Origin of the sequence: Pseudomonas sp. CIP-10, from assembly GCF_020911845.1 — a bacterium.
Classification (GTDB): domain Bacteria; phylum Pseudomonadota; class Gammaproteobacteria; order Pseudomonadales; family Pseudomonadaceae; genus Aquipseudomonas; species Aquipseudomonas alloputida.
This window is the reverse complement of the sequence record NZ_CP087160.1, coordinates 685,904-705,136: the sequence shown is the minus strand read 5'-3', so window position 1 is coordinate 705,136 and position 19,233 is coordinate 685,904. Positions and strand designations below refer to the sequence as shown.

General features: G+C 64.4%; 15 protein-coding genes. 10 read left to right on the top strand and 5 right to left on the bottom strand.

The genetic code is table 11. The annotated features are described in order from the left end of the window. Positions 1 to 10 precede the first annotated feature (10 nt). Complete coding sequence (locus tag LMH93_RS29765; protein WP_370626959.1) at positions 11 to 778, top strand: methyl-accepting chemotaxis protein; 768 nt, start codon at positions 11 to 13, stop codon at positions 776 to 778. 65 nt (positions 779 to 843) lie between these two features. Here the strand turns inward: LMH93_RS29765 and LMH93_RS03185 are convergent, their stop codons facing one another. Further along, on the bottom strand, positions 844 to 1,623 hold the full coding sequence (locus LMH93_RS03185) for an AraC family transcriptional regulator (protein WP_003255291.1): 780 nt from the start codon (positions 1,621 to 1,623) through the stop codon (positions 844 to 846). A gap of 89 nt (positions 1,624 to 1,712) precedes the next feature. After that, on the bottom strand, positions 1,713 to 2,990 hold the full coding sequence (locus LMH93_RS03180; RefSeq protein WP_230064824.1) for an acetyl-CoA C-acetyltransferase: 1,278 nt from the start codon (positions 2,988 to 2,990) through the stop codon (positions 1,713 to 1,715). 117 nt (positions 2,991 to 3,107) lie between these two features. On the opposite strand from LMH93_RS03180, the gene LMH93_RS03175 reads away from it, so the two are divergent. The 8 genes from LMH93_RS03175 (at position 3,108) to LMH93_RS03140 (ending at position 9,363) form a co-directional block, all read left to right on the top strand. Then, the gene (locus LMH93_RS03175) at positions 3,108 to 4,460 is read left to right on the top strand and encodes a 3-oxoacyl-ACP reductase (protein ID WP_019750363.1); all 1,353 of its coding nucleotides are present in this window, start codon (positions 3,108 to 3,110) and stop codon (positions 4,458 to 4,460) included. Between the two features lie 2 nt (positions 4,461 to 4,462). Next, complete coding sequence (locus tag LMH93_RS03170) at positions 4,463 to 5,314, top strand: MaoC family dehydratase (protein WP_003255296.1); 852 nt, start codon at positions 4,463 to 4,465, stop codon at positions 5,312 to 5,314. A 78-nt stretch (positions 5,315 to 5,392) separates the two neighbouring features. Next, positions 5,393 to 5,698: a MazG-like family protein gene (locus LMH93_RS03165; RefSeq protein ID WP_003255298.1), complete on the top strand. Its 306-nt coding sequence runs from the start codon at positions 5,393 to 5,395 to the stop codon at positions 5,696 to 5,698. After that, positions 5,695 to 6,444, top strand: a complete 750-nt coding sequence (locus tag LMH93_RS03160) for a methyltransferase domain-containing protein (protein ID WP_004576999.1) — start codon at positions 5,695 to 5,697, stop codon at positions 6,442 to 6,444. The genes LMH93_RS03165 and LMH93_RS03160 overlap by 4 nt, the downstream gene beginning before the upstream one ends. Before the next feature lie 22 nt (positions 6,445 to 6,466). After that, positions 6,467 to 7,102: a DUF4136 domain-containing protein gene (locus tag LMH93_RS03155; protein ID WP_003255302.1), complete on the top strand. Its 636-nt coding sequence runs from the start codon at positions 6,467 to 6,469 to the stop codon at positions 7,100 to 7,102. A gap of 19 nt (positions 7,103 to 7,121) precedes the next feature. Next, the gene (locus LMH93_RS03150) at positions 7,122 to 7,691 is read left to right on the top strand and encodes a DUF4136 domain-containing protein (protein ID WP_003255304.1); all 570 of its coding nucleotides are present in this window, start codon (positions 7,122 to 7,124) and stop codon (positions 7,689 to 7,691) included. A 305-nt stretch (positions 7,692 to 7,996) separates the two neighbouring features. Next, complete coding sequence (locus LMH93_RS03145; RefSeq protein WP_003255306.1) at positions 7,997 to 8,467, top strand: A24 family peptidase; 471 nt, start codon at positions 7,997 to 7,999, stop codon at positions 8,465 to 8,467. 119 nt (positions 8,468 to 8,586) lie between these two features. Next, the gene (locus LMH93_RS03140) at positions 8,587 to 9,363 is read left to right on the top strand and encodes a response regulator transcription factor (RefSeq protein WP_003255308.1); all 777 of its coding nucleotides are present in this window, start codon (positions 8,587 to 8,589) and stop codon (positions 9,361 to 9,363) included. 74 nt (positions 9,364 to 9,437) lie between these two features. Here LMH93_RS03140 and LMH93_RS03135 read toward each other — a convergent pair whose 3' ends face one another. Together LMH93_RS03135 and pbpC are read right to left on the bottom strand one after the other, a co-directional pair. Beyond that, positions 9,438 to 11,102: a ShlB/FhaC/HecB family hemolysin secretion/activation protein gene (locus LMH93_RS03135; protein ID WP_230064823.1), complete on the bottom strand. Its 1,665-nt coding sequence runs from the start codon at positions 11,100 to 11,102 to the stop codon at positions 9,438 to 9,440. A gap of 92 nt (positions 11,103 to 11,194) precedes the next feature. Further along, a complete protein-coding gene (pbpC, locus tag LMH93_RS03130; protein ID WP_033726053.1) occupies positions 11,195 to 13,549 on the bottom strand; it encodes a peptidoglycan glycosyltransferase PbpC in 2,355 nt (784 codons plus the stop codon). Between the two features lie 77 nt (positions 13,550 to 13,626). Between pbpC and LMH93_RS03125 the strand changes: the two genes are divergently transcribed. Beyond that, on the top strand, positions 13,627 to 13,920 hold the full coding sequence (locus LMH93_RS03125) for a hypothetical protein (protein ID WP_004577004.1): 294 nt from the start codon (positions 13,627 to 13,629) through the stop codon (positions 13,918 to 13,920). Between the two features lie 151 nt (positions 13,921 to 14,071). Here the strand turns inward: LMH93_RS03125 and LMH93_RS03120 are convergent, their stop codons facing one another. Next, positions 14,072 to 18,973: an alpha-2-macroglobulin family protein gene (locus LMH93_RS03120; RefSeq protein WP_060546063.1), complete on the bottom strand. Its 4,902-nt coding sequence runs from the start codon at positions 18,971 to 18,973 to the stop codon at positions 14,072 to 14,074. Positions 18,974 to 19,233: the final 260 nt, after the last annotated feature.

The window sequence follows — 19,233 nt, the reverse complement described above, 5'->3', positions numbered from 1 at the left end:
CTCCAGCGACATGGCCGAGGCGGCCGGCCGCCAGCGCGAAGCCGTGGATATGGTTTCCACTGCATTCCACGAAATGGTCGCCACCGCCAATGAAGTGGCACGGTCCTGCAGCCAGGCCGCGCAGTCGGCCGACAGCGGCCAGCAGCAGGCCCGCGAAGGGCAGCAACAGATCGATGCAGCGGTACACAGCGTTGATCGCCTGAGCCAGGAGATCGAGCAATCGGCCCAGTCGATCCAGCAACTGGAGCGTGACAGCAACGCCATTCAGTCGATCCTCGGCACCATCCGTTCGATTGCCGAACAAACCAACCTGCTGGCCCTGAACGCCGCCATCGAAGCGGCCCGTGCCGGTGAGCAGGGCCGCGGCTTTGCCGTGGTGGCCGACGAAGTACGGGCGCTGGCCAAGCGTACTGCCGACTCCACCGCTGAAATCGACGGTTTGCTGGGCAACCTGGCCAGCCGTACCGCCGAAGTGGCCGAGCAGATGCACGCCAGCCTGGAAGTGTCGCAGCAGTCGGTGAGCCGCATTGGTCTGGCCCGCGACAGCTTCGGGCAGATCCGTGAGTCGGTGGATGTGATCCGCGACATGAACACCCAGATCGCCACGGCAGCCGAAGAACAGCATCAGGTGGCTGAGGACATCAACCGGCACATCAGCCAGATTCACGGGGATGCGCAGTTGGTGGCCGAGCTGGCCCAGGCGGCGCGCCAGGACTCCGAGAGCCTGGCCGGGCTGTCCAATGAGCTGGATACGCTGGTGCGCAGGTTCCGCACCTGACGTATGGCCTGTGCCGGCCCTTTCGCGGATAACCCCGCGAAAGGGCCGGCACAGGCAACCGAAAATCAGAGCTTCAATTCCCCCGGTGTCGCGCCAAACAGCTGCTTGAACGCCGCAATGTAGGCCGACGTGGAGTCATACCCACACCCCAGCGCCGCCTCGGTCACATTCTCCCCCGCCTCCAGCAACGCCAGCGACGACAACAACCGCATGCGCTGGCGCCAATTACGAAAGCTCAACCCGGTTTCCCGTTGAAACAGCCGCATCAGCGTCTTCTCCGAACACCCCAGCTCCCGCGCCCATTGCTGCAAGGTCTGCGGCTGGTCTGGTGCAGCGATCAAGCCATTGCACAGCGCCAGCAAACCAGGGTGGCGGGGCAACGGCAGCGAAAAACCGACTTCCGGCAAGGTGCGCAACTGATCGAGCAGCACTGCCACCAGACGCGATTCGGCGCTGTCGTCCTCTGGGTAATCTGCCGGGAACAGGCAGAACTGCTTGATCAGCTCGCGCGCCAGCGGCGTGACTTCCAGCACTCGGCATTGTTCCGGCGCCCATGGGCAGGCATCGCGGCGCACATACAGGCTGCGCATCTCGGCTTGCATCGAGGTGACCACTTCATGCTCGGCATCGGCAGGAATCCACACACCCCACTGCGGTGGGGCAAAGTAACTGCCGTCGCGTGTGTACACGCCAAGTACACCGCTGATGGCGTAGGAGAACTGCACCCAGTCGTGCTGGTGGCGGGTAGTCCACGAACCGGCGCCAAGGCTTTCGGCACGGGCGTAGAGCGGTCTGGGCAGGTGTTCCAGCGCGGGGATAGCGCGGGGGTGTCCGATGATCGGCATGGTATGTTCTTGTAGTTCTGACCAGACAAGCCTAACAGCTGGATCATGATCGAGGCACTCACCGCCTCTGCAGTTACCCTGGAGGTGCTTCAGCGCTCGACGATAACGGTCACCCCCTGCCCGCCTGCCGCACAGATCGAAATCAGCCCGCGCCCCTTACCCGCCGTCGCCAGCAGCTTGGCCAGGTGGGCCAATATCCGCCCACCGGTTGCCGCAAACGGGTGCCCGGCCGCCAGCGAACTGCCCTTCACATTGAGTTTGCTGCGGTCGATCGCGCCCAGCGGCGCCTCCAGGCCCAACCGCTCACGGCAGTAATCGGCATCTTCCCAGGCCTTGAGCGTGCACAGCACCTGGGCAGCAAAGGCTTCGTGGATTTCGTAGTAGTCAAAGTCCTGCAGCGTCAGGCCATTGCGTGCCAGCAAGCGTGGCACGGCATACACCGGCGCCATCAACAACCCTTCGCGCCCCGTGACAAAATCCACCGCAGCGGTTTCGCCATCGACCAGATAGGCAAGCACCTGCAACCCCTGCTGCTGCGCCCACGCTTCGCTGCCCAACAGCACCAGCGAAGCACCATCGGTCAACGGCGTGGAATTACCCGCCGTCAACGTGCCCTGCCCGCTGCGGTCAAAGGCTGGTTTGAGCCTGGCCAACTGCTCAAGGCTCAGGTCGGGGCGCAGGTTGTTGTCCCGCACCAGCGAAAGAAACGGCGTCAACAGGTCGTCCTGCCAACCCTCGGCATAGGCAGCAGCCAGCTTCTGGTGGCTAAGCAGCGCCAATTCGTCCTGCTCGGCGCGGCCAACGCGCCAAGTGTGGGCCATGCGCTCGCAATGCTCGCCCATCGACAACCCCGTACGCGGCTCGCTATTGCGTGGTAGCTCGGGTTTCAGGTGATGAGGCCGCAGCTTGAGGAAGGGCTGTAACCGTTCGCCAAGGCTTTTGCCACGGTTGGCCTGCAGCAATATATGGCGCAAGCCTTCGTTGACGGCGATCGGCGCATCGGAGGTGCTGTCGACACCGCCTGCAATACCGCAGTCGATCTGCCCCAGGGCAATCTTGTTGGCCACCAGCAGCGCAGCCTCCAGCCCGGTACCGCAGGCCTGCTGGATGTCATAGGCCGGGGTCTGCGGTGACAGGCGCGAACCCAACACGCACTCGCGGGTCAGGTTCATGTCGCGCGAGTGCTTGAGCACGGCACCGGCCACCACCTCGCCCAACCGCAGCCCGTGCAGGCAATAGCGTTCGATCAAGCCTTCAAGCGCGGCCGTGAGCATCGCCTGGTTGCTGGCCGTGGCGTAGGCGCCATTGGAGCGGGCGAAAGGGATCCGGTTGCCGCCCAGGATCGCGACCCGGCGAGTTGAACGCATGCGCGTGTTCCTCCTGAAACAATTTGTTCGGTACAGCCTAGGTGTTTTCACCGCATTCGAACGACCCTGCCGCAAAGTTGGTCCACACTTTCAAGCTTGCCTTTCGGGAGACCACTCATGAGCGATCGCTACCTCGGTTTTGCCAACTCCAATCTCGGCCGCCGCCTCGTGGATGCCCTTGGCCTGCCACGCCCGGCGCCACTGGAGCGCTGGCAGGCTGGCCGCCTGCGGCCGGTGGAAGGTGCCCTGGTACTGGGTGGCGGGCCACTGGCGAAGCAGGTCGAAGCCATCGCCCCGCGCCTCACTGACGAGGTATACAGCTTCAATGCCGACAACCTGCAGGCTGAAGCCTGGGTGGCCGGCCTGGGGCCGAAAATCAAGGCCGTGGTATTCGATGCCAGTCACTTGTCCGACAGCGATGCACTGAAGCAGTTGCGTGAATTTTTCCAGCCGCTGCTACGCAGCCTGGCCCCATGCGCCCATGTCCTGGTGCTGGGCCGTGCACCGGAAAGCCTCGACGACCCACTGGCCAGCGTTGCACAGCGTGCCCTTGAGGGTTTCAGCCGCTCACTGGCCAAGGAACTGCGCAACGGCGCCACTGCCCAGCTGCTGTATGTCACCCCCGGTGCCGAAGATCAGCTGGAAGGCGCCCTGCGCTTCTTCCTCTCGCCGAAGAGTGCCTTCATCTCTGGCCAGGTACTGCGCCTGCAAGCCTGCACCGGACAGGTGGAGGACTGGACCCGCCCACTCGGCGGCCGCCGTGCGCTGGTCACGGGGGCTGCGCGCGGTATCGGCGCCGCCATTGCGGAAACCTTGGCACGGGACGGCGCCGATGTACTGCTGCTGGATGTACCGCAGGCCAGCCAGGACCTCGACGCCCTCGCTGCACGCCTCGGCGGCAAGGCACTGCCACTGGATATATGCGCTAGCGATGCGGCAACGCAACTGCTCGCGGCCCTGCCCGACGGCATCGATATCGTGGTGCACAACGCCGGTATCACCCGCGACAAGACACTGGCCAACATGACGCCGGAATACTGGGACGCCGTGCTGGCCGTGAACCTCAAGGCACCGCAAGTGCTCACCCAGGCGTTGTATGACAACGGCGCGCTGGGGGAAAACGCGCGCATCACCCTGCTGGCCTCGGTCAGCGGCATTGCCGGCAACCGCGGGCAGGCCAACTATGCCGCGAGCAAGGCCGGGCTGATCGGCCTGGCCCAGGCCTGGGCGCCACGGCTCGCCGAGCGCGGTGGCAGCATCAACGCCATCGCCCCAGGTTTCATCGAAACCCACATGACTGCAGCCATGCCCATGGGCCTGCGCGAGGCGGGCCGGCGCTTGAGTTCGCTGGGCCAGGGTGGGCGCCCGCAGGATGTCGCCGAAGCCATTGCGTGGCTCAGCCAGCCAGGCTCCGGGTCGGTCAACGGCCAGGTGCTGCGGGTGTGCGGCCAGGCATTGATGGGGGCTTGAACATGAGCCGACAATGGCACGACCTGCACAACCCGGCCGCCCGCGCCAGCCTGTACCTGCGCGCAGCCAGCAAACGCTCCATCAGCGGCGACCGGCTGCCGGACGATGGGCTGCGCTGTTTCATGCGGGTCCAACCGGGCAATCTGGGTGCCTATCGAAGGCTTTGCCACTTTCCCGATGATGGCCGCCTGCCGGGGACCTATCCTCATGTGATGGCGTTTGCCCTGCAATTGCAGCTGATGACAGCCGATGATTTCCCCTTCCCGCTGCTGGGTCTGGTACACCTGCACAACCGCATCGAAGTGCTGCGCCCCCTGGGTGCTGTCGAAGGGCTGCGTTTTGCGGTGTACGCGCACAACCTGCAGCGCCACGCCAAAGGTGGCACCTTCGACCTGGTCACCGAGGCTGAAGATGGCATCGGCCTGCTCTGGCGCGAGACCAGCCGCATGTTGGTGCGTGGCTTGACCCTGGAAGGCGAGGCAAGTGAGCCCGCCGACACGGCGCCTGATTCATTGCCCGAGGCCACCCGCTGGTATGCCGACAGTGATATCGGCCGGCGATATGCCAAGGTGTGCGGGGATTACAACCCTATCCACCTCAGTGCTGTCAGTGCGCGGTTATTTGGCTTTCCAACGGCCATTGCCCATGGCATGTGGACCAAGGCCATGGCCTTGGCCGCGCTGCGCGGGCACTTGCCGCACAGTGGCTTTGCCTTTGAGGTGGACTTCCGCAAGCCGGTCAGGTTGCCTTCAGAGGTGGTGCTCAGTGCCAGTGAAGCGGGCCCTTCGGGCCAACTGCGCCTGGACGGGCACGGGGACGTGCTGCATATGGTCGGCCGTTGGGAGTGCCTGTAGGGCCGGGCCTGTCCTGGCGGTATACGCTTGCTTTGCATCGGGCCTGGGCAGAAGCTATGCAGCAATAGGAGACCCCCGATGAACCTGCAAGAACTCACCCAACGCCTGCATCAGATCCGCGATACCAATGACTGGCGCGGCTTCCACAGCCCGAAGAACCTGGCCATGGCCGCCAGCGTCGAAATGGCCGAACTGGTAGAAATCTTCCAGTGGCTGAGCGAGGACGAATCGCGCCAGCTGCCTGCCGACAAACTGGCCCACGCCGGCCAGGAAATCGGTGACGTGGTGCTCTACCTGTTGCTGCTGTGCAGCGAACTGGGTCTGGACATGGACCAAGTGGTGCGTGCCAAGCTGGCCGACAGCGAGAGGCGCTTCGCCCGATGAACGACCGTCATTTCGATGAGCTGGCCACTCGCTTTGCCGAAAAGATCTATGGCGGCGCCAAGGGTGCGATCCGCCTGGCCGTGCTGCAGGCCGACCTGGCCGAAGCGCTACCCGACCGCCCGCTACGCATCCTCGACATCGGCGCCGGGCTGGGCCACATGGCCTTGTGGCTGGCCGAGCGCGGCCACCAGCTGACCCTGGCCGAACCCGCGGCGCCCATGCTTGACGGCGCCAGGGCGCGCTTTGCCGAAGCCGGCCAGACCGCGACCTTCATCCAGGCGCCCTGGCAAGACCTGCTCGGTCAGCTGACCGAGCGCTACGACCTGGTGCTCTGCCACGCCGTGCTCGAATGGCTGGCCGAACCCGAGAGCATCCTGCCGGTGCTGCACCAGCTCACGGCCCCCGGCGGTTGGTTATCGCTGGCCTTCTACAACCGCGACGCACTGGTCTATCGCAACCTGCTCAAGGGCCATTTCCGCAAGTTGCGCAGCAACCGGCTGGAAGGTGAAAAGCAGAGCCTGACCCCACAGAAACCGCTTGATCCACGCGAACTCAAGGCGCAACTTGAGCCTATGTGGCAGGTTGAAAGCGAAAGCGGCGTGCGGGTGTTTCACGACTATATGCCCAAGGAATTCCAGAGCAAGGCCGAGCTGCTCGACCTGTTGGAAATGGAACTGGCCCACCGTCGCCACCCCACCTTCGCCGGGCTTGGCCGCTACCTGCACTGGGTTTGCCGCCCCCGCTAATCCGCCGCGCCAGGAGGAACACATGCCGTACCGTCTGTTGTGCCTGGCCCTGCTGCCCATTGCCCTGGCTGGCTGCCAGGGCAGCAACCCTTATGTGGCCAGCAGCCGCCCGTTACCACCAGCCCCTGCCCAGGCGGCCACCACCTTCGACGCCAGTGCATACCCTGCGCCCGCTCGTGATTATGGGCACTACCGCAGCTGGAGCTGGCGCAACGGCCAGTTGCCCAGCGGCGCTGTCGATGCCGACCCGGCGCAACTGGCCGATGCCGTCAGCGGTGCGCTCGACCAGCATGGCCTGCGCCCCGCTCGCACAGGCCCTGGCGACTTGCTGGTGAGCGCCGATATGCGCCTGGAAAAACGCTTGCGCCAAGTGCGTGACTACGACACCTACGACCCCTACTACGGGCCGTATCCCTATGGGGGGGTCGGCTATGGCGGCTACCGCCACGGTTATGGAGGCTATGCCAGCGTGCCCATCGTGCGTACCTACGAGGTCGAAGTCCTGGTGGTGCGCATCGACTTGTACGACGCCCGCAGCGGCCAGCCGGTCTGGAGCGCCAGCGCCGAAAGCAGCAGCAACAAGGACTCGCCCCGCGAACGCGAAAGCGCCTTGCGCGATTCTGTGCACAAGGCACTCAGCGGCTATCCTCCCAGTTAATAGCTAACGGAGAACCATCATGTTGCGCCGTCTCGTTCTACTGTCATTCGCGTTATTGCTCGCTGCCTGCTCGAGCAATAACGTCCAGCAGGATTTCGATGCCAGCCGCGATTTTGCCACCTACCGCAGCTGGGCATGGCAGGAGCCAGGCCTGCAGTACCGCCCGGATGACCCGCGGATCAAGAGCGACCTCACCGAGCAGCGCATTCGCCAGGCGGTGGCAGACCAACTCGACCAACGCGGCCTGCGTCCGGTACAAGGCGGAGCGCGGCCCGACCTGGCAGTACGCACATACCTGATCGTGGAGCAGCGGCAACAACAGATCACCACCAACTACGGCGGTGGCTGGGGTGGCTACTGGGGCGGCTACTGGGGTGGCCCGATGTACAACGAAACCCGCAGTGTCGACTACAAGGTCGCCACCATCCAGGTCGACATGTTCGATGGGCGTGACGGCAAGCTGGTATGGCGCGGCAGTGCCGAGCAGATCATGAACAACTACCCGCCAAGCCCGGAAGAACGTAACAGCGCAATCCGCAACACCGTGGCCAAGGTGCTGGGCAACTACCCACCGGGCAGCAAAAAATAGCGTTGGACCGCGGCCTTTGCATGCACCGTGCCCCTGCGGGAGCAGGTTTACCTGCGAAGAAAGTGGCACGGTGCATGGCACCGGCTTCGCGGGTGTTCTCGGTTGAACCCGCGCCTGCAGCGATCGTGATTCGAAGTACGACTGCATCACCGACCTGGCTTGTGTCAGCTGCGACAAAATCCATTGCACGCACGCCTTTTTTCCGATGCCAACCGCACTCCCCCGCACGTTCCCGTCTATCTTCATTTAAGGAAACCTGACTGACCGGGTAGAAGTGTTCAACATTTGGGAAAGGCGACCTGCCAATGCAAAGCATTGTTCTCCTGCTGTGGCTTGCCTTGTGCTCCGAACAGGATGTGCGTCAACGCCAGATCTCCAACGTGCTGACCCTGGGAGTGGCTGGCTGCGCCCTGGCCTGGCTGTTCAGCACCGGCCACAGCTGGATAGGCGCCGAAGCCAACGAGGCCGGTTGGGCGCTGGCCATCGTCATGCTGCTGACCCTGCCAGGCTACATGCTCGGCCGCTTCGGCGCCGACGACGTCAAGCTGATGGGCGCCCTGGCCCTGGCCACCAGCCCGCAATATGTGCTCGGCACCTTCATTGGCGCGGGTGTCACTGTACTGGTCTGGCTACTGACCCGCCGGCGCCTGTGGACGCTGCTCAACCCCAAGGTAAAGAAGCGTTTGCAGGCCCTGACCGAGGAAATGGGCGACAAGCAGGCGTTCGTCCCCTATGTGTTATCAGGTTTTCTTCTAACAGCCGTATGGATCCAATAAGCCTTCCAGTGGTCCGATAACCTGTACACGCCTTGTACATATTCGCTGAGTGCGACTACTTTTAAGCTGCCAGAGCGTCTGGCACGGGAGCAGGGCTGTATAAGAACAGGGAGTTGATCGTGTCCAGATCAGTGAGTGAAGTAAAGGTGTTGGTGGTTGATGACCAACCGGTCATTGTCGAACAGCTGAGTGAATTCCTCCAAACCAAGGGCTATACCTGCGTTACAGCCCTCTCAACCGACGAAGCCATCGAGCACTATGTGGCAGACCCGACCATCGGCTTGCTCATCTGTGACCTGCACATGCCAGATCGGGATGGCATCGAGCTAGTGCGCGCCTTGAAGGAAATCAACGGCAGCCAGCGCACGTTCGAAGCCATCATGTTGACAGGGCGTGCCGAGAAACAGGACTTGATCCGGGCGATACGCGAAGGGTTTGCCGATTACTACCAGAAGCCGATGGACCTTGATGAACTGCTGGCAGGCGTCCGCCGGCAGGAAGAGGCCTTGCTGGAGCGCCAGCGCAACATCCGCGATCTGGGTGGATTGAACCAGCGCTTGCAGGAACTGGCCGAGTCGGTGGACGAACTGTATCAGGACCTGGAAAAAGCCCGTGGCCAAGGCACCCACCGGCGTGCCAGTGATGCAGAAGAAAGCGAAAGCGAGCTGCCAGCAGCGTTCGAGAAACTGTCACCACGCCAGCTGGAAGTGGCGCGCCTGGTTAGCAAGGGCAAGACCAATTACCAGATCGCCTGTGAACTGGGCATTACCGAAAACACCGTGAAGCTGTATGTGTCTCAGGTTTTGCGTTTGACGCATATGCACAACCGCACCCAACTGGCTCTGGCGCTGACCCCCAGCTCGTCGCCCGTGCACCAGCGGTTCACGACCCATTGAGTGAAGGCTCGGCACACCATTCTGGAGCGGCCTTGCGCTGCGAAAGGCTGCTCCTGCAAGCCCACAATTGCCTGCTACAACTGGATCGCCAGGTTCAACGACAGCCGAGGCCCACGGTCCAGGCTATCCAGCGCCACATCCGCCAACGGCTTGGCCACTTCCAGCGCCACATTGAACACATGCCCACCCCCTAACCGCACACCCAGCGCCACCGACGCCAGATGGGCGTCCTCCACCGGTCCCCGGTTGTGCCAGGCCTGAGCGGTATCCACCACCGCATAGGGCTGAACCCGCGCAAGCCAGCGACTGCGCACGCTGTAGTTGAGCTCGTAAGCCACACCCCAGCCCTTGTCACCGTCCGCCTGATCGCGCGGGTAACCGCGCCCGAAATGCTGCCCGCCAAACCCCGCACGCTCGCTGTCGGGCAATCGATCATCACTCCAGTACAACGCCCCGGACACCACCCCCTGCCCGTTTTCCAACAGGGTGTCGCTCTGCAAACCGGAAAGCCGCAAGCGCAGGAAGTCGAGATCGTAGTCAGCATCGCTGCGCGCCCCCAGGTAGTCCAGCCCCTGATGGACCCCGGCACTGACGATACGCAAACGCCCCTGCTCCACCTTGCGCCAGTCACCTTCGAATGACAGCGCCCGCACATAGGTGTCGTACTTGCGAGACGATGGCTGCTCGGCCATCCGGTCTTCATCATGCTCACTGACCGAGTACACGTGCCCCTGCACCGCCAGCCACTCATTCGGCCTGACAACCACCGGCTGACGCAGGCCGATCGCATAGCGCTCACTGTCGTGCTCGCGGGTGATATCGCGGCCATCGTTCAAACGTATGCGCGTGCCGGGCTCGCTGCGGTAGCGCGACGCCGACAGCAGCAGTTGGCTACCGGCGGCGTCCAGGTACTGGCTGTAATCGAGACGCTGGTAGTAGACCCGGTCATTGCCAGGGGGCAGCAGCCAGCTGGCCGTGACCAGTTCGCCATGGCGGGTCTGGGCATTGCTGGCTACGGTGATCAGGGCCTGTGCAGCATCACGGCTGGAGTCGGCCACGGTCACAGCGGCGCTGAGCGGCTTGCGCCGTGCATGCACGGTCAGCTGGGCGACACCATCGGCAGCCCGCGCCATTGCCAGTTCGGCCTCTACCACAACCCCTGGCATGCGCGTAGCCAGGCCCAGATAGCGCTCCAGCGTTTCGCGGGTCAGTGGGCGCTCGGCCTCAATGCGCGCCAGCAGCTGCTGCAAATACTCGCTGGCCGGCCCAATATCGCCGTCCACGCGGTAATCACGTACGTAACCTTCGACCAGCACCACGTTGACCCTGCCATCGGCCACATCCTGAGCAGGCAAGTAGGCATACGACAGCAAGTAGCCCTCCTGCCGGTAGCGTTGGGTCAGGCGCTGGGTGTATTGCTGCAATTCACCCACCGTGGTTTCGCGCCCGATCAGCGGCTGATAGTGTTCGCGCAGGTCGCCCAGGGGGAACACCGTGCCGCCCTCGAAGCGCACTTTATGCAGTACCAGCCGGGTGTTGGCCGGGGCCCAGTCGGGGTTGTCGATAGCCGCCCCGGCCAGCCGTATGCGGGGGCTCGCAGGGGAGTAGTCCGTCATCGGCAGGTTGGCGCTGGGCAGACGCCGCTCGTATTCATGGCTGTCGAGAAACCCCGGCAACGGGTCGGCGTGGGCAGCAAGTGCCCAAAGCAGCAACATCAGGGGCACGACCAGAGGACGCATAGGGCACTCCATGTTCCCATGGGTTGCGGGGCGCCAGCCGGTCACACCCGTCACTTGCAAGCGTAGGTGCTGGCCCGGCTGTCGTCGAACACCTACTCACTGACCTGGAACGCCACCCGCGCCGTCTGACCGCTTTCGTCCAGCGCGCTGAGTTCGGCCTGCCCCACCTGTGGCAAACGCAGCAACAGGCTGTCCTGCCCCTGGGTTTCACCCAACGGCTGGCCGTTGAGGAACCACCAGCGCCGTCCACCACCCCCCAAGGCAGAGACCTGCAATTGCAACGGCTCAGTGCTGGTGGCCGGGCGGCGCAGATTGTCGCCTGGGCGCACGCCGACAATCGACAGCGGTGGTGCACTGGCCGGCGCCTGCGGCGGGCAGGCCGGGTCGATGGCCGGCAAACGTGCCATGCGCCGCTCGACACGGGGGAGCCAAGGCTCCAGCGGCGCCGGCCACAGGGCGATGTCACGCGCCTTGGCGCCCGGGCAGCTACCATCCACCCGCAAGCCCTGCTCGTTGACCCACACTTTTTCGCGCAAGCCCAGGCCTAGCGGCTGGTCGGCTGCCTGCAAGGTGGGTGGCGTGGTGCCGTCCAGGGTCCATGCAAAGCGCTGACGCCGACAGTTGGTGTCCTGCTTGCTCATCGGCTGGCCCAGCGGCCAACAGATCGCCGCAACGCCGATATTCGCAGGTACCGGCGCTACCGGGACGCTGATGCCGCGTTGGCTGTCGCGATTGCTCAACAGATCGTGCACCTGCAACATCAGCGGCGCCGCCGACGCCAGGCCGAACTGCCCAGGCACCGGTGTACCGTCGGGGCGGCCAATCCATACGCCGATCAGGTAACGCGGCCCCACGCCAATCGACCAGGCATCGCGAAAGCCGTAGCTGGTGCCAGTCTTCCAGGCCAGTAGCGGGCGCTGCACCAGTTCGGCGTGCGGGTCGCGATCCGGGCGCGCCTGGCCACTGAGGATACGCCGGATGATCCACGCCGCCCCCGGTGACAGCAACCGGTGCTCCACCAAGGGGGCCTGTGGCTGCAAGCGCACCTGCGCACTGTTGCCACCCCGCGCCAGCGCCGCGTAGCCGCCGACCAGGTCCTCCAGCCGGCTGCCGGCACCGCCCAGGATCAACGACAGGTTGGGCTCGGCAAGGGGTGGCAGTATCAACGGCATGCCCGCCATGCGCAGTTGTGCGGCAAAGCGTTTCGGGCCGTAGGCCTCCAGCAATTGCACGGCGGGCAGGTTGAGCGACAGGGCCAGCGCCGAGCTGGCCGACACCGGCCCGCTGAACCCCATGGAGAAGTTGCCAGGGCGATAGTCGCCATAGCGTCGTGGAACATCCTGCAACAGCGATTCGGAATGGATCAGGCCATCGTCCAGCGCCATGCCGTAAAGAAACGGCTTGAGGGTGGAGCCGGGCGAACGTAACGAGCGCACCATGTCGACATGGCCAAAGCGGCGCTCATCAGACAAATCTATCGAGCCCAGGTACGCGCGCACCGCCATGCTCTGCGCTTCGACCACCAGAATGGCGGCCGAGGTACGCTCCGGCAGCCGTGCGCGCCAGCCCAGCAGCAAGTCTTCGAGGCGCCGCTGAAGCGCAGCGTCAAGCGTGGTACGGATCAGCGGCGGGCTGTCAGCGCTGTTCAGGCGCCGGGCCAACAATGGCGCCAGGGCCGGCTCCTGGCGTGGCGCCAACACCAGCGGCTCCTCGGCCGCCTCGCGAATTTGCTGGGCCGGCCATACCTGGTACTCAGCCAGGCGCTGCAGCACCTTGTCCCGGGCACGCTGGGCACGCTCGGGGTGGCGGTCCGGGCGCAGCCGGCTGGGTGCCTGGGGCAGCACGGCCAGCAGTGCCGCTTCGGCAGGTGTCAGGTGCAGGGGCGACTTGCCCAGGTACGCCCAGCTGGCTGCCGCCACGCCCTGAAGCGTGCCGCCGAAAGGTGCGCGGTTCAGGTAGATCTGCAGGATGTCGCGCTTGGACAAGTGCCATTCCAGCTGCAAGGTGCGCCATAGCTGGCGCAGTTTGCCGACCAAGGTACGGTCGTGCGGGTCGAGCAGGCGTGCCACCTGCATCGACAATGTGCTGCCGCCCGACACAACACGCCCGCCGCGCAGGTTCAGCCAGGCCGCGCGGCCCAATGCCAGCGGGTTGACCCCTGGGTGGTTGTAGAACCAACGGTCCTCATAAGTCAGCAAAGCCTGCAGGTAAAGCGGCGAAACCTCTTCAGGGCTCACGGGGTAGCGCCACACGCCATCAGCATCGGCAAAGCGCCACAAGGGTGTGCCGTCTTCGGCCAGCACTACCCGGGCCAGGTCATCACCCGGCAGCGGCAGCGGCCAGATACGATCAGCCAGCCAGAACAGGCTGCCGAGCACCAGCAGACTGATCAGCGTGGCACGCAACAACCTGCCCGCACGGCACCGTGGTCGCGCTAAGCTTGGCATCGGGAACCGACCTGGCCAGGTAATGGCCAAAGGCTTTGGGACGACAACCTCGCCGATTTTTTCATCAGGAAGCAACTATGCATGTAGAAGGTTTTTTCGAGTGGCTGGGCCAGGCACTGGGGTCGTTGATCCGCTTCATCGTCGACGCATTGAGCGGGTTGTTCAACCTGCTGGCCAATGCCGGTGGCAACTTCATCGATGGCCTGTCGCGCACCTTGGGCATGGACACTTCGCTGCTGAGCATCCTGGCCCTGATCATCGGCCTGATGCTGCTGTACTCGGCAATCCGCGCATTCATGCGCGCCTCGATCATCCTCGGAATCATCTGGCTGGTGCTGGGGCTGTGGGTGATGAGCTGGGTGATCCACTGATCTGCGCGGTCTTTGTGGGAGCGGCCTTGCGTCGCGACAGGGCTGCACAGCAGCCCCAGGCTTTCAGCTTCGCCGCTTGAATTGTCGGGGCCGCTTTGCGGCCCTATCGCGACGCAAGGCCGCTCCCACACTTTCCGCGTAGAGCGGGTCTCTAGCGGGCTTTCACCGTCATCTCCCCTTGCCCATCGCCCACGGCCTGCAGGTTCGGCCGATACATCGACTCGACCTGCGGCGGCGGCACGCGGTAGGTGCCCGGGGTCACTGCTCGCGCCAGGTACAGCAGGTGGGTGGTGCCATAGCCGTCAAGCTTGAGCGCGGCAACATAACGGTCATCACGGTACTCCTGATGCACCACGCTGGCGTTCTGCATCGACTCGCGCCACGCCTTCACTGCACTGCTGGCGTTGTCCAGGCTGGCGGCGCTTTGAGCCAGGTTCTGGTTTTCCAGCTCCAGGCCGGCCGGCAGCAGGTCCACCACCAACGCATCCGGCACGCGGTCCTCAGCTTTGAGCGCCAGGTGCACCAGCACAAGGTCGCCACTGCGCAGGTTGTGCAGGTCCAGCGGCTGGCCATTCATGCCCAGGTACTCTCTGTGAATCTGCAGGCCGTTGCCGCCAGCAGCAGGTGCCTGTCGTGGGTAGCCGGACAAGGTCAGTTGCTGGTACAGCGTCTCGTTGCCTTCATTCTGCACGCTCAGAGGCGAGGCCAGTAACGGGCCTTCCAGCTTCATACCGGCCTCGGCATTGTTCAACTCGCGCACTTCACCCGCGCTGTCCAGGCGTGCCTGCCACTGGCCTTCCGGCTTGCCCAGCAGGCCACGGCCAGCGAGGAACAGTGCATTGCGCTCTTGGGTCGACAGCCAACGGTTGGCCGCCAGTTCATCCGACAAGGCGAACAGGCGCTGATCGACCTGGCTGCTGGCCAGGTTGCTTTCCTGCAGCAGCGCCAGGATCAGTGCCTGGTCACGCAGGGCGCTGCCATAATCGGCCAGCCAGCCTTTGCCACGGCTGATGCCCAGGCCCGCCTGCAAGGCTTGCTCGGCACGCGGTTTGTCGCCCATTTTGTCCAGCGCCACTGCCAGTTGTACCAGCGGCAGACCGGAGCGGGCATCAGCGCGGCGTTCGAACAGCCCGCGCAGGGCACCCAACGGCGCCTGCTGGCTGCGCGACAGCACCAGCGCCGCGTAGGCCTGCACCGCAAAGCGCGTGTGGTCGGCATTCTCGCTGTAGTCGACTTCGATCAGGTTGCGTTCCTGCAGGTAACGCAGCAGGCGCTCACTGGCCTTCTTCAATGCCTCGGCGGGTACGCCATACCCTTGGTCACGGGCACGCAGCAGGAAGTCAGTCACATAGGCGGTCAGCCAGTACTCTTCCTCGCTGTCCGAACTCCACAGGCCAAAGCTGCCGTTGTAGCGCTGCATCCCCAGCAGGTGCTCGATGCCCATTTCGATCTTGCGTTTGCGCACATCCGCCGGCTCGCCCTTGATGCCAAGGCGCTTGAGGCTGTCGGCATCGGCGTACAGCGAGGGGTACAGGCCGCTGGTGGTCTGTTCGAGGCAGCCGTAGGGGTAGGCTTGCAGCGCGCGAATCTGCTCGGCAAGGTTCAGCGGCGGCCGGCTCGACAAGGCCAGGCTGGCTTCCAGGCCTGCGGGTTCGAAGGCGGCCAGGTCTGCTTCGGGCAGAGTCCACGGCTGGTCCTTCAAGGCCACACGGTAGTGCTTGAGCATTGCCGGGTAGGCCGGGCGCACGCCCAGCGTCCACTCACGTTCGAACGCATTGACCGGCTCGTTCGGTAGTTGCAGGCCCGTCACCCGGACATGCACCTTGCCCTGCCCCAGCCCCCCCTGGGCCTGCACCGGAATCATCAGCGTCGAGCGCTGCCCTTCGGCCAGGTTAACGCTCTGCACGGCATTGGCCGCCAGGCTCAGTTGCCCATCCGTGGTGATTTCGACGCTCAGTTGCTGGGCGCGGCCGGACAGGTTGGCCAGGTCCAGTGCCAGGCTGGTACGGTCGCCACCGGCCAGGAAGCGCGGGGCCGAAAGCTCGGCAATCAACGGCGCGGCGACCACGGTCTTGCCTTCGGCCATGCCGAAGTGCTCTTCGGTCCAGGCCTGCGCCATCAGCCGCAGTTCACCGTTGAAGTCGGGGATGTCGACCGTGGCCTGGCCCTCACCCTTGTCGTCCAGCGTCACCGGCAGGCTCTGCTGGGCGACGATGGTTACCGTAGTGTTGGGGCGCTTGCCCCCCTTGGCCATCGCTGCGTCACCACCGAACGCCAGGCTGGCCAGGCGGCCTTGGCCGGCCTCTATCAACTGGCCGTAGATGTCCAGTTGATCGGCACCATAGGCCTTGCGCCCGAACAGGCTGGCGAACGGGTCGGGGGTTTTGAAATCGGTGATGTTGAGGATGCCCACGTCCACCGCCGACAACAACACATGCACCTGCTTGGGCACACTGCCATCGGCGTTGGCGGCCTTTACCTTCACTGTCAAAGGCTGTTTCGGGCGCATTTTTTCCGGCGCCTGCAGGCTCAGCGCAAGCTTGCGCTCGGCGCGGTCCAGCGGCAGGTGCAGCACGCCCACGGCGCGCTTGGGCGTGGCATTGGCCTTGCGCTCACCAGGGCGGATAACCAGCGCGCTGATGTACAGGTCGTGACGGGCCCAGGCCTTGTCCAGTTGCACGTCAAAGGTCTTGCCCTCGGCGGGCACATCGATCTCCTGCCACCACAGCGGGCCATCGCTGGACTCGATCATCAGGTAGCCGCTGCCCGCAGCGGGCGGGGTGACGGTGACCTTGGCAGTAGCGCCATCGGTGTAGGAGGGTTTGTCCAGCGCCAGCTTGACCTGGTCCGGCCGCACCGCGCCGCCCTCAGCGTTGTCCTGGGCACGATAGCCGGCCCAGAAGCGCTCACTGGACACCAGACCGGTCTGCGGGTCTTCGACCTCGACGCGGTACGGGCCCCACTCAACCTGGAAGCTGAGTTTGGCGGTGGAACCTGCCTTGACGCTGATCGTCTCTTCGTTCTGGGTCAGGAACTTCTCGTTGTAGGCGTAGCTCCAGCCGTCGCTTTGCGAGTAATTCCAGTAGTAATCGCGGCGTTCGCGAACAAGGCGCACCTTAAGCGCGTCGGCCGCCAGTTTGTTACCGTCGCGGTCGGCCACCAGGAATTCGAATTCCACGGGCCCGTCGCTATCGGTCTCCTCACCTTCGAACAGGCCTCGCAGGCCCGGCAGGCGCTCAGCCGGCCAGATAGGCTGCTCCAGGCGCCGGGTGATCGGCCGGCCCCCCGACTCCTGCAGGCTGGCCTGCACGGTCAGTTGCAGCGGAGAGCGGGCTTCGGCCCAACGGCTTTCGATATCGACCACCGCCTTGCCGGCCTGGTCAAGGGTGACTTCGTCCAGTTCCAGGTCCTGGTTCAGATCGGTTTCGGTGACCGAGCCGAACTGGTAGCCAGGCAACGCCGGTACTGCCTCGCGCAGCGGGCGTACATAGGCCTGACCGCTCAGGCGGTTGCCGGCGGCCGGCGCACCATAGAGGTAACGGCCATTGACCTGGATACGCGCATCTTCATCCGGCGAAAGCGGTGTGTTGCTGCCCTTGAGCTCCAGCGCCAGGCGCTCGGGCAGGAAGTCTTCAACGAGGAATTCATAGACCTGCTTGCGCCCGCCACCCAGGTCGAGCAGCAGTTGCCAACGGCCAGTCGGGGCCTCGGTGGCCAGTTGCAACTGGTATTGGTACAAGCCATTGCTGTCGGCTTCCCAGACGAACTTGCGGCTCACCTGTTCATCCGGGCGACGCACTTCCACGCTCACCGGCTGGGCTTTGACCGGCTTGCCGTCCTGGTCGCGCAGCAGGCCGTTGAGCAGCACCGTCTCACCCGGGCGGTACAGGTCACGCGGGCCGAAGATGAAGAACTGCAGCGGGTTGGCCTGAGGCCCGGTGATGTCGAATTCGGCCAGGTCCAGGGCTGCGGTGTTCAGGCGCAGCAGCGTGGTATGCACGCCTTGGGTGGCAATCAGGGTATCGGCCTTTGGCGTGATCGGCAGTTGGGCATGCCCCTTGCCATCGGTGGTGGCCTGGGCCAGCAGCTTGCCCTTTTCGTCATGGATTTCCAGGTTGACGCCGCTCAGCGCCTTGCCGCCTTCCAGGGCTTGCGCAAACACGTCGATACGGTCGCGGTAGCGGTGGGCCGACACGCCGATGTCGCTGAGGGTGAACAGGGTTGCCGGCTGAGAATAATCGTAGGTACCCGAGGCGCGCATCACTGCCAGGTACACCCCTGGCGCCTGCAACGGCTTGATGCCGGCAATCGGCAGCAACACGGTCTCGCGCGTGTTGCGCGCCGGGTTCAGATCGAAGCGGCCGCTGTAGACCAGCTCGGCCATGTCCAGGGTTTCCTTGGACTGGTAGTAGTACAGGCTGCTGTTACGTCCCCAGTTGGCCAGGAAGGTCGAGAGCATGTCTGGCTTGACGCGGAAGAACTCGACATCCACTTTGTCGACGTTCAGGGCAATCACCGGCAGGCCTTCGGCCAGGCGGGTAGGCAGCAGCGAGCCGCGGCTGGCAAAGCCGATGGTCGGCTGCATGTCGCGGGTTTCCAGGCGGGTGATCGACTCGCTGTCCAGCTGCTTGCCGTTGACTGCCAGCAGCCCCTTGTCGACGGTCAGCACCAGCTTGCGCTGCGGCTCCAGGTGGCGCAGGCGCAGCTCCATCTGGTTGTCGGAGAGTTCCCAGGCGCCATCTAGCTTACCCTTGACGGTGTCGACCAGGTGCACCTTGGTAGCGAAGTCCTGCTTGGCATCCAGCGGTGCTGAGAAGCTGATCGACAGCGTTGCCGCGCCATCGAGCTGCACTTCCGATACGTCCAGCACCGTGAGTTCGCGGCCCTCGTAGCGCTTGGCGAGCACGGCCGGGTCCTCACGCTTGGGGGCGGGGGTTTCGGCGGGCGCGGGCGCCACGGTTTTCTCGACCGGCGCCGGTTTGCCCGGCGTGGAAGAGTCACAGGCACTGAGCAACGCCAGCGCGCAGGCCAGCAACAATCCTTTGTTGAACATGAGATAGGAACTCTTGGGCAGCGTGTACGTGAGGGCAGCAACTATAGCGCAACGTCAGGTGCAGCACCCGGCGTTGCGCGCCAGGTCAGACCATGGTCGCGCTAAATGGTTGCCTGGTCGTTACACTGTGGCCATTCGTTAAAGGGGCCGCATGGCGTCCCTTCGCGGGCTTGCCCGCTCCCACAGGTTTGGCGCCGGCCGCAAGAGCAACACTTTCCTGTGGGAGCGAGCAAGCCCGCGAAGGGGCACACAGCGGCCCC

Coding starts and splice junctions, on each gene's coding strand:
- LMH93_RS03155 (WP_003255302.1), top strand. CDS start 6,467: ATGCCGTACCGTCTGTTGTGCCTGGCCCTGCTGCCCATTGCCCTGGCT.
- LMH93_RS03150 (WP_003255304.1), top strand. CDS start 7,122: ATGTTGCGCCGTCTCGTTCTACTGTCATTCGCGTTATTGCTCGCTGCC.
- LMH93_RS03175 (WP_019750363.1), top strand. CDS start 3,108: ATGAGCGATCGCTACCTCGGTTTTGCCAACTCCAATCTCGGCCGCCGC.
- LMH93_RS03145 (WP_003255306.1), top strand. CDS start 7,997: ATGCAAAGCATTGTTCTCCTGCTGTGGCTTGCCTTGTGCTCCGAACAG.
- LMH93_RS03180 (WP_230064824.1), bottom strand. CDS start 2,990: ATGCGTTCAACTCGCCGGGTCGCGATCCTGGGCGGCAACCGGATCCCT.
- LMH93_RS03135 (WP_230064823.1), bottom strand. CDS start 11,102: ATGCGTCCTCTGGTCGTGCCCCTGATGTTGCTGCTTTGGGCACTTGCT.
- LMH93_RS03125 (WP_004577004.1), top strand. CDS start 13,627: ATGCATGTAGAAGGTTTTTTCGAGTGGCTGGGCCAGGCACTGGGGTCG.
- LMH93_RS03185 (WP_003255291.1), bottom strand. CDS start 1,623: ATGCCGATCATCGGACACCCCCGCGCTATCCCCGCGCTGGAACACCTG.
- LMH93_RS03160 (WP_004576999.1), top strand. CDS start 5,695: ATGAACGACCGTCATTTCGATGAGCTGGCCACTCGCTTTGCCGAAAAG.
- LMH93_RS29765 (WP_370626959.1), top strand. CDS start 11: ATGGCCGAGGCGGCCGGCCGCCAGCGCGAAGCCGTGGATATGGTTTCC.
- LMH93_RS03170 (WP_003255296.1), top strand. CDS start 4,463: ATGAGCCGACAATGGCACGACCTGCACAACCCGGCCGCCCGCGCCAGC.
- LMH93_RS03165 (WP_003255298.1), top strand. CDS start 5,393: ATGAACCTGCAAGAACTCACCCAACGCCTGCATCAGATCCGCGATACC.
- LMH93_RS03120 (WP_060546063.1), bottom strand. CDS start 18,973: ATGTTCAACAAAGGATTGTTGCTGGCCTGCGCGCTGGCGTTGCTCAGT.
- pbpC (WP_033726053.1), bottom strand. CDS start 13,549: ATGCCAAGCTTAGCGCGACCACGGTGCCGTGCGGGCAGGTTGTTGCGT.